Raw genomic sequence first — 9,530 nt, 5'->3', positions numbered from 1 at the left:
GCATTTTCATATCGGGGTTGCGGCTAAAACGCCATGGTTGTGTTCTGTATCTATTATAATGCGAAATGTGCAGAGGGAAAACGCCGACTTGGTTGTGTCATCTTTTCCGTTTCCGCTTTTGCACCGGTTTGGTAGGACCGTGAAGCAGGCGGTGAGCGAGTGCAGGCCGCGGCGTAATGATTCCGTCTGTTCCAAGGTGAATCATCTGCTGGATTTCCACCAGCGTATCGACTTGATACGGCACAATCTTTAATTCGTGCTCACGACAGGATGCAAGTAATTCTTTGGTGATTTCCTGCACCGGGGGATGGATGTAGGCGCATGCGTATTCCTTCGCGTACTTCCACGGTTCTTTTAGCCGCCCGAAATAAAGAAAGGCGATATCGGATTTGCAGCCGTTCTTTCGCAGCAGTTCCAGGCTGAACGGATTGAATGTGGAGATGACGACCTGCCCGCTCATATTATGATGATGGACAAGCTCCATTACTTTCTGTTCGAGTCCGTTACGCATCGCAAAAAAATTTTTTAGTTCGATATTTATCATAATGTTCTTACCGGTTATGCGCTTGAACACCTGACCCAGCGTCGGGATGCGGACACCTGCGAATTTGGCATTTTTCCAGGCTCCGAAATCCATTGCCTGCAGTTGTTTGAGCGTATAGTCGCTCACTTTTCCTTTTTGGCCGGTGATGCGCTGCAGAGTCCAATCATGAAACACGACAACTTGGCCGTCTCTGGTCAACTGCACATCGAGCTCGATGCCGTTTGCCCCTTCTTTTATCGCCTGTGTAAAAGCGGGGAGCGTATTTTCCGGATATAGAATGGAAGAACCGCGATGTGCATAAATAAGAAACATATTATTCATATATAAAAAAGCCTCGCTTATTTTTTTATCAGTTTATTTGTATAAATTATGCGGAGGGAACCATACTAATGATAACGATGGACAGTAGCCAAGCGGTAAGGCAACGGACTTTGACTCCGTCATGCGAAGGTTCGAACCCTTCCTGTCCAGCCATCTTATACATAGCTCTGAAGGACGGCGATATCGCCTCGTATGGAAAACCAGGCTCTAGGGGTCTGGTTTTTTTATGGTATAGGAAAGTATATTTCGCTTTACAGTGATAAAGCAAAATATACTTTCCCTCCATTCGTAAGCGAGAAAAAACTCGCGAGGCGTGTGCCAAACGTTCCTTTTTCCTTGTGGAGCGTGTGAAGCGGAGGGAGACAAAGACCGGCAACTGTCTCCCTCCCTGAACGACCCGGATGTTTTGTCGGTCCGACCGGAGCGACACAAAGCGGCTGTTTGGCTTCTTTGAGGAAAAAGGACGAGCGGCAACGCCCGCGAGTTTTTCTCAGCACATTTATGAATGTACAGGCGCAAGCGGGTAGGGGTATACTTAGAATATAGAGAACGGAGGGAAGAAGATGGATGCTGCATGGTATGTAAAATCATTTCAGAAGGATTATTCCACACTGTACCAACACCGGGACGAAGAGTCGGCGCGGAAGGAGATCGACAGTCTGCTCCGCGAACTTCCGCTCCCGAAAACGGGACGTGTGCTTGATTTCTGCTGCGGCGATGGGCGTCATTCGCGTGCGCTGGCCCGACACGGATACGAAATTGTAGGATTTGATTTGTCCGAGTATTTGCTTGCACGGGCCCGCGAGAAAACGGATGCCGCAAACGTTACATATTACCGATACGATATGCGTGAAATTCCGTTTGAGAGCGAATTTGATATCCTGTTTAACCTGTTTACCAGCTTCGGCTATTTCGAAGAAGACAATGAAAACGAGAAAGTGTTGCATAAAATGGCACAAGCCCTTAAACCCGGCGGACATCTGGTGATTGATTATTTAAACCCGCTGTATATTGAAGAGAAGCTTGTTCCGGAATCGACGCGTGAAGTTGACGGCAAGCAGATTGTTGAACGACGCAAAATCGAAGACGGCTTCGTTATTAAAGAAATTAGCATTACAGAGAACGAAACGACGCGCCAGTTCTGGGAACGGGTGCGTCTGTACAGCCGTCAAGAGATGGAGTCCATGCTCACAAAAGCCGGAATTGAAGTGCGGGATGTGTACGGCGATTACGATTTTCAGCCGTATTCCAAAGACGGCAAGCGAATGCTTATTTACGGCCGCTGCGTCAAATAACACGAAAAAACGGCAAAGCGCTGTTTCCTCCAAGAGAGGGAGCAGCGTTTTTTTAATGTATAGGAAAGTATATTTCGCTTTACAGTGATAACAAAAAACGAGGCTTGCCCGGCCTCGTTTTTTGTTTCTTATTTACCTAACTTTGCAATTTCAGCCGTAATTTCGATTAGCGCCTGTAGCGCTTCAATGGATTGGAAAGCGAAAAGCGGGAGAGCGACGACATACAATAAGACTTCACCAAGCGTATGAGCAAATTGCATCGTAAACACCCCTCTTTTTTGAAAATTATAAATTAATAGTATACTAATGATAAAGCATTAACAATGTTATTACAATGATATATGAAAAATACCTGCGATCGATGGCACTGGAAATTTTTCCATTATTCATTATGTCTGAAAAAGAAGGAGAAAATCGTGCAGTCACCTGCGGTAGGAAGAGACAAAACAGCCGGATCGTGTTATCGCAAAAGGGGGAGGGGACGACATATTGCCGAATATGTTACATCTGTGTGAGAACGGGGAAAAAAATCTATCCTTTTATTTGTAACGTTACTTATTCGTGATAAAATAAAGGAGGAGGTGTATGTCGTGGACTATAGTAAGATGTGTCCGAAGTATGAGTCGGCCATTGAGATTCTCGGCAAGAAATGGTCTGGATTAATCATTCGCGTGCTGCTGGGCGGTCCAAGGCGATTTAAAGATATTAAAGCGCAAATTCCGGAGATGAGCGATCGGATGCTGACGGAGAGAATCAAAGAATTCGAAGAAGCAGGCATTCTTGAGCGCAAAGTATATCCGGAGACACCGGTGCGCATTGAATATGAATTAACCAGAAAAGGACGAGACCTGCAGCAGGTCATCGAGTCGATCCAGCATTGGGGCGAGAAATGGATGTAAGATAGGGGCCGCACGAAAGCCAGACCGCTGAACGATCTGGCTTGTTTTTCATCCATAAGCGTATTTATTTTTTACGTAAAAGGGGAGATTAGAAGCGACCACCAAGTTGCTGCTCAGCCATTTGCACCAAACGCTTGGTAATTTCGCCACCAACAGAACCGTTTTGACGAGAAGTGGTGTCCGGTCCGAGTTGTACTCCGAATTCGGAAGCGATTTCGTACTTCATTTGGTCCAGCGCTTGCTGTGCACCAGGTACTACCAGGTTGTTTCTGTTAGAGTTGCGTTGGTTTTGAGCCATGGTTTGTTCATCTCCTTACGAGAGTTTGTAGTATCAAGGATATTCATCCTTGTAAGTATATTGTCACAAAACATTCACGAACTTAAACATGGTAAATTATAGAATGTGAAGGCGACGGGGGGAGCCTGATGGTTTTACAGCTGGTACTATATTTTGGAGGTCTTGTGACTTTTGCCGTGGCGCTGATTACGTACTTTGCCGCAAAGCGAGCGTGGCCGGCACCGGCTATACTGATGCCAATGTTTGTATTCGTATCGTATTATTCGGTAAACCAGCAAACCATTCTTTGGATTGGGGCAGGGTTTTCGCTGCTGGGGTATTTGGTCGCATTAACGATTAAAATTTTGGTACAAAGAGATAGGCAGCAACAGAGATAAAGAAAGGAGAACTCCATGAAGCAAATTACGTGCCCTTATTGTGGAAAAGAAGTAACCGGAAACCATCGCTACGAGGTAAAGTGCTATCACTGTGGGAAGCATAGCTATTTAACGGAAGGCATGATACCTGAGCAGGAGAAGCGGGAGATGCTGGCCGCGGCTCGCCAGTACGCATTCGCGTATGTACCGCAGCATGTCCGCGAGTACGTCGATAAATACGGCCTGGCCCAGTCCGGTCCGACCACGCTGCGCTGGTTCCGTGATCACGATGAAGAAGCATACCGCAAGATGACGCAGTTTCTTGACGAGAAACTGGACGAGCAGACACTGCGCAGCCTGCATAAAGAATATGACGGGGAAATGCCGTTTGTGCTGTTTGCACTCGATCGCCTGGATTTTCCGCTGCAGCGCGCATCACTCGAATGGGAAGCGGATCATACAGGCAGCAGCGAATTTTAAATGTATAGAGAAGCTAAAGTCCTTATTCGTATGTACGATAAGGGCTTTTTTTTATTCCTTTTTTTAATGAAGAAAGCAGGATTTATCCTTCGCATTGTGCAATCTAAAAAAGAAAACCTCGGAAAGGAAGAGAGCAATGGGGAAACTAAATGAAATTGATCTTAATCAAAAATTCGAAACGAAAAAAGAATACAAAGAGGAATTAAAAGAATGTCAGCTTATGCTGCTGGATCTACAGCGCCGGTTCCACCAGGCGGGCATTCCGCTTATTCTTGTATTTGAAGGTTGGGATGCAGCCGGTAAAGGAGGTGCCATCCGCCGCCTAACCGAGAAGATTGATCCACGCGGTTTCCAGGTGCATTCGATCAGCGCTCCGAATTTGATTGAGAAACAATACCATTATTTATGGCGGTTCTGGAATAAGCTCCCCCGCAAAGGCCAGATTGGTATTTTTGACCGTTCCTGGTATGGACGGGTTCTGGTCGAGCGGGTAGAGAAGTTGGCCAAGAAGGAAGAGTGGAAGCGTGCCTACGATGAAATCAATGCGTTTGAAAAGATGCTGACCGATGACGGCGCTGTTATCGTTAAATTCTGGATGCATATCAGTAAACAGGAACAGCTTGAGCGGTTTGAGGAACGAAAAGCGAACCCGTTTAAGCATTGGAAATTGACCGAAGAAGATTGGCGTAACCGGGAGAGATGGGACGATTATGTGGAAGCGGTTGAAGAAATGCTTGAGAAAACCGACACACCGGGCGCACCCTGGAAGATTATTGCAGGCAATTATAAATGGCATGCACGCGTAAACGTGCTAAAAACGGTAGTCCGGGCGATGCAAACCCGCCTGCAGACTGAAAAATAAACGGTGGAACGGTTGCGCTGGCGGAGCGGGGATGATAGATTAATGACATAAAATGTACACAAATTGTGTGTAGACAAATAAGAGGAACAGCGGTGAGTGGAATGATTGAAACAATAGAACGCCTATCTAAGACCCAGGAGGGAAGGACTAATGTCCCTGTCGAAGTGCTGTATTACCGTATCGAGAGATTGAAGGAAAACTTTGTTGCCGCAGGAGATGAGAAAAACGCCAAAAAAGCGGCACAGTTGCTTGAAAAGTTGTACAAAAAAGAATTCACGGTCGCTTTCTGCGGCCACTTCTCCGCAGGAAAATCAAGCATGATCAATACGCTGATGGGGAGTCAGGTTCTGCCGTCAAGTCCGATTCCTACCAGTGCCAACGTTGTGAGCATCAAAACCGGGAAAAAATCTGCCCGTATTTTTTTGAAAAACAGTGAGCCGGTCGATTTTGGCTCCGATTACGATGTAAGCCAGCTTAAGAAATACGCGGTTGACGGAGACGAAGTAGAGACGATCGAACTGTATCATCCGTCCAACCTGCTAGGGGAGACGATCAGCATTATGGATACGCCGGGTATCGACTCGACGGACGATGCGCATAAGGTATCAACCGAATCGTCGCTGCATCTCTCCGACGCCGTATTATACGTCATGGACTACAACCATGTCCAATCCGAAGTGAATTTCAGATTCACCAAAACATTAAAAGACCGGGGTGTGCCGGTGTATTTGGTCATCAATCAGATTGACAAGCATGTGGATTTCGAATTAAGTTTCGCAAAGTACCGGGAGAGCGTGATTGATGCATTTCGTCACTGGGACATTGAGCCGGACGGTATTTATTTTACGTCACTGAAAGACGTGAATCATCCGGAGAATGAGTGGCCGGCTCTGCTTGGGAAGCTCGGTGAGCTGTTTAAAGAAAAAGAAACACTCATCATCCCGAGCATCATGCGGGCAGCCATGTATTTAATTGATGAGCACCGCAAATTCTTACACGATAAGCATGCGCTGCAGCGCGAGCCGTTTGAGCGCTTGCTCGAACAAAAGACGACGGAGGAAAATGTGCAGGAGAAATATGCGCTGCTGTCCGGTCGTCTTGCTTCTCTATTTGAACCGGCGGAAAAGCTGGAGAGCGAAGGGAAACAGGAAGTGCAGAACATCCTGGACAATGCGCCGCTGATTCCGTTTTCGACACGGGAGCTGGCCCGCCTATTTTTGGAGAGCCGGCAGCCGGGCTTTAAGGTCGGGTTCCTTTTCTCCGGAAATAAAACAAAAGAAGAGAAGGCGAAGCGTCTGCATGATTTATATGCAGAGTTATCCGAAAACGCATCGGCGCATCTTGAGTGGCACATTAAAGGGCTTTTGCGTACGTTGTCCGAGAAGTACGGCTACGATGACAGCGAATATCAGAAGCGGGTAATGGAATTTACGGTGCCGTTTTCCGAGGAACTGCTGGAAAACGAGGTGAAGCCAGGCGCGTTGACGGGCGGCGAGGCTATTCTGAACTACTCCAAGGATATTGCAAACGCCGTGAAAAATTTGTACCGTCGTGCGGCGCTTGATATGCTTGAAGATGCGGCGCAGGCTATGCGCAGGCAGGCCGAAACGCAGGCTGAGAGCATCCGTCAGGAGCTTGCCGCCATCCGCGAGCTGAAAGAGGCGGAAGATGAATTGGCTGCATTGGGCAGGCGGGAAGCCGAAGCAGAGGCTCATTTGATAGACATGATTGTGAACGGCGTACCGGGCGAAGAACAGGCCAGGCCGCTGCCTGCCTATGAACAGCAGGCAGCAGAGCAAGTAGCTGCTCCTGCCTCTTCCACTAAAGGTATAGAAGCCAAGAAGCCGGTCAGTCTGATGACGGTCAAAGAACAATCGACTTCTTCTGCAGGATATTCTTCAGCGATTAAAAAAGACTACAAATCGCACAGGTTGGAAACGGCAGAAATGCTGCGCCGGAGCGCACAGAGCGTGCATGATGTTCCAGGGCTTGCCGGCATTGCGCGTGCAATGGAGCAGCGTGCCGAAAGACTTGAGAAAAATAGATTCACAGTAGCGTTGTTCGGTGCATTCAGCGCGGGTAAATCGTCATTCGCAAATGCTTTGATGGGCGATTTAATTCTGCCTGTCTCACCGAATCCGACTACAGCGGCCATTAATAAAATTTTGCCGCCGGACGAACAAAATCCGCATGCCAGTGTGCGGGTCCGTTTAAAAAATCATACAGATATTACCAGTGATGTGGTGTATTCACTTAAAGTGTTCGGCATTCAGGTTGACACGATTGAACAGGCGATCGAGAAAACATCCATGCTGGATGCAGGCGACGTTCATCCGACCGCAAAGCCGCATTACAGCTTCTTGCGGGCTGTACAGAAAGGGTATCGCGAGATTGAAGCGCAGCTTGGCCAGGAGATTATTATCGGGCTGAAAGAGTTCCAGGAGTTCGTCGCACAGGAACATAAAGCGTGTTTTGTGGAATGGATCGAGCTGTATTACGATTGCCCGCTTACCCAGCAGGGCATCATCCTGGTGGATACGCCGGGGGCCGATTCGATTAACGCCCGTCATACGGGAGTCGCATTCGAATACATCAAGAATGCGGATGCAGTGTTGTTCGTGACGTATTATAACCATGCCTTCTCGCATGCGGACCGCGAGTTTTTGATTCAGTTGGGCCGTGTGAAAGACACGTTTGCCATGGATAAAATGTTCTTTATTGTCAATGCGGCCGATCTTGCACATTCACAGGAAGAATTAGACGGCGTGGTCGATCATGTGGTGCAAAATTTGGCAACCTGCGGCATTGTGCGTCCGCGCATCTATCCCGTATCGAGCCAGACTGCGCTTCTGGCGCGGATGGGAGAGCGCGGTAAGCTGAGTGATTCGGCAGCCGGGATTCTGCGCAAACGTCTTGGCGTTGGGGAGGGAGAAGCGCTGCCGCCTGTGGATGAAGCGCTCCGTTTTTCCGGGCTTCAGCATTTTGAGGATGAATTCATTTCTTTCACGCTCGAAGAACTGACGCAGATTGCGTTGAACGAGGCGTTCGCCGAAGTGCGCCGTGCCGTGCAGACGATGGACGATTTTATCGTTGCGGCGCGCCAGGACGCGAGCCTGCGTGACCGGAAGCTGCGCGAAGCGGAGCAGCATCAGGAGAAAGCGCTGAAAGCAATCCGTGAGCTTGATGCCACGGCGGATATCCAGGCGGTGGAGAAAGAAATTCAGGAGCTTGTATATTATGTGAAGCAGCGAGTTATGCTCCGTTTCAGCGAAGCATTCCGTTACTCGTTCAATCCGTCAGCGTTGCAAAACGATGGGCGCAATATCCAAAAAGCGCTGCAGCTTGGCTTAGAAGAACTGTCCCGGTTTCTGGCGTTCGATTTGGCGCAGGAGCTGCGAGCTACCGCACTTCGTACGGAGAAATTCATGGCTGGAGTCGGTGCAAAGCTAATCGAGAAGCTGGAAGCCCGAATGCAGATTGAGCATTTTGAGCTGCGCGCTTGGGAACCATCTGTATACGACACGCCGGATTTTGCCGACCAATTTCCGCAGGGTACGACCGGAGAACTGCAGAGTGCGCTTAGCCTGTTTAAGAATCCGAAACAGTTCTTCGAGCAGGGCGGTCAGGAGAAAATGAAAGAAGCGCTCGAAGAAAAGTACCAGGTGCCGGTGCAGGCTTATGTCAGTGAAGGCGAGCGGATACTGCGCGAATATTATCTATCCCAGTTTGAAAAAGAAATTGCCAGGGTAAGAGAGCGGGCTTGCGCCGAGGTGGAAGAACACTTCGCAGGTCTTTTGGCTGCACTCGGCATGAAGATGGACGTAGAGAGCCTGGTAGTTCGTAAGCAGCAGGTAACGAAGATGCTATCCGTTACTATGGAAACTGTAAATGTAAAAGAAAAGTAGATTATTTCTCGCAACTCTATGTTTTTTCTACTATAATGGAAGAAGCAATATAGAGAAAAAACAATGTGGTGGGTGAATACCGGATGAAAATCATTGAAACGAACCTTGTAGGTCAGGAATTTTCTTTTGATTTAGTCGACACTGTTCTGCATGAGATTGGATTCAACCGCGGTGGCATGTTTGAGTATGATTGGGCAGCGTATGATTATCCGCTGCTAACGTCAAAACTGTCGGATTACGTGTTTCTCCGCATTTTTACGCGTGCGACATCCGGCCAGATTGAACGCAGCAACTGCACGGTACAGGTGACAGACGTTACGATTACCGGTGCGAAATACCACGAAGGACTCGATTTCAGCAGAGAGATCGAGAAGCAGTATGTTGATCGCTCCCGCGAAATTCTGGGAGAAGTGGCACGGCGCCTCAAGGTGGATAAGATTGACATAAATGTCCGCGATGCCAGCGTGGTGGACTGCGAAGTTCGTAGCGGTGTTCGCCCTGTGTTTTAAACGGCAGGTAACGAGAAGTCTCCGGCCGGTTTTAGGCGGAGGCTTTTCTTACGATTTTCAC

The 9,530-nt window shown here is 48.3% G+C and carries 10 protein-coding genes and 1 tRNA gene; 8 read left to right on the top strand and 3 right to left on the bottom strand.

Annotation, left to right across the window (positions count from 1 at the left end):
• Positions 1 to 97: 97 nt before the first annotated feature.
• Positions 98 to 865, bottom strand: coding sequence for a glycerophosphodiester phosphodiesterase (locus tag ADA01nite_RS15060; RefSeq protein WP_146811102.1), 768 nt, complete (start codon positions 863 to 865; stop codon positions 98 to 100).
• Between the two features lie 78 nt (positions 866 to 943).
• Between ADA01nite_RS15060 and ADA01nite_RS15055 the strand changes: the two genes are divergently transcribed.
• Together ADA01nite_RS15055 and ADA01nite_RS15050 are read left to right on the top strand one after the other, a co-directional pair.
• Positions 944 to 1,018: transfer RNA gene (locus tag ADA01nite_RS15055), tRNA-Gln, on the top strand.
• 410 nt (positions 1,019 to 1,428) lie between these two features.
• Entirely contained in the window at positions 1,429 to 2,160 is a 732-nt protein-coding gene (locus ADA01nite_RS15050) for a class I SAM-dependent methyltransferase (protein WP_146811101.1), read from the top strand.
• Positions 2,161 to 2,288: 128 nt separating this feature from the next.
• Here the strand turns inward: ADA01nite_RS15050 and ADA01nite_RS22860 are convergent, their stop codons facing one another.
• Positions 2,289 to 2,420, bottom strand: coding sequence for a hypothetical protein (locus ADA01nite_RS22860; RefSeq protein ID WP_281286020.1), 132 nt, complete (start codon positions 2,418 to 2,420; stop codon positions 2,289 to 2,291).
• A 330-nt stretch (positions 2,421 to 2,750) separates the two neighbouring features.
• Here ADA01nite_RS22860 and ADA01nite_RS15045 point away from each other — a divergent pair, with 330 nt between their 5' ends.
• The gene (locus ADA01nite_RS15045) at positions 2,751 to 3,059 is read left to right on the top strand and encodes a winged helix-turn-helix transcriptional regulator (protein WP_146811100.1); all 309 of its coding nucleotides are present in this window, start codon (positions 2,751 to 2,753) and stop codon (positions 3,057 to 3,059) included.
• Positions 3,060 to 3,147: 88 nt separating this feature from the next.
• Here the strand turns inward: ADA01nite_RS15045 and ADA01nite_RS15040 are convergent, their stop codons facing one another.
• Positions 3,148 to 3,357, bottom strand: coding sequence for an alpha/beta-type small acid-soluble spore protein (locus ADA01nite_RS15040; protein ID WP_146811099.1), 210 nt, complete (start codon positions 3,355 to 3,357; stop codon positions 3,148 to 3,150).
• A 128-nt stretch (positions 3,358 to 3,485) separates the two neighbouring features.
• Here ADA01nite_RS15040 and ADA01nite_RS15035 point away from each other — a divergent pair, with 128 nt between their 5' ends.
• From ADA01nite_RS15035 to ADA01nite_RS15015, 5 genes are all read left to right on the top strand, one after another.
• Entirely contained in the window at positions 3,486 to 3,734 is a 249-nt protein-coding gene (locus tag ADA01nite_RS15035) for a hypothetical protein (RefSeq protein WP_146811098.1), read from the top strand.
• 15 nt (positions 3,735 to 3,749) lie between these two features.
• Positions 3,750 to 4,193 (top strand): hypothetical protein, encoded by a 444-nt coding sequence (locus ADA01nite_RS15030; RefSeq protein ID WP_146811097.1) that lies wholly within the window; start codon positions 3,750 to 3,752, stop codon positions 4,191 to 4,193.
• A gap of 136 nt (positions 4,194 to 4,329) precedes the next feature.
• Entirely contained in the window at positions 4,330 to 5,055 is a 726-nt protein-coding gene (locus ADA01nite_RS15025; protein ID WP_146811096.1) for a polyphosphate kinase 2 family protein, read from the top strand.
• Between the two features lie 101 nt (positions 5,056 to 5,156).
• Positions 5,157 to 8,960 carry a dynamin family protein gene (locus ADA01nite_RS15020; RefSeq protein WP_246147361.1) on the top strand — a complete coding sequence of 1,268 codons (3,804 nt, stop codon included), beginning with the start codon at positions 5,157 to 5,159 and terminating at the stop codon, positions 8,958 to 8,960.
• An 83-nt stretch (positions 8,961 to 9,043) separates the two neighbouring features.
• Complete coding sequence (locus tag ADA01nite_RS15015) at positions 9,044 to 9,469, top strand: YugN family protein (RefSeq protein ID WP_146811094.1); 426 nt, start codon at positions 9,044 to 9,046, stop codon at positions 9,467 to 9,469.
• Positions 9,470 to 9,530 lie beyond the last annotated feature (61 nt).

Source organism: Aneurinibacillus danicus, assembly GCF_007991215.1.
In the GTDB taxonomy this organism is placed as follows: domain Bacteria; phylum Bacillota; class Bacilli; order Aneurinibacillales; family Aneurinibacillaceae; genus Aneurinibacillus; species Aneurinibacillus danicus.
This window is presented reverse-complemented; position numbering and strand designations above follow the sequence as displayed.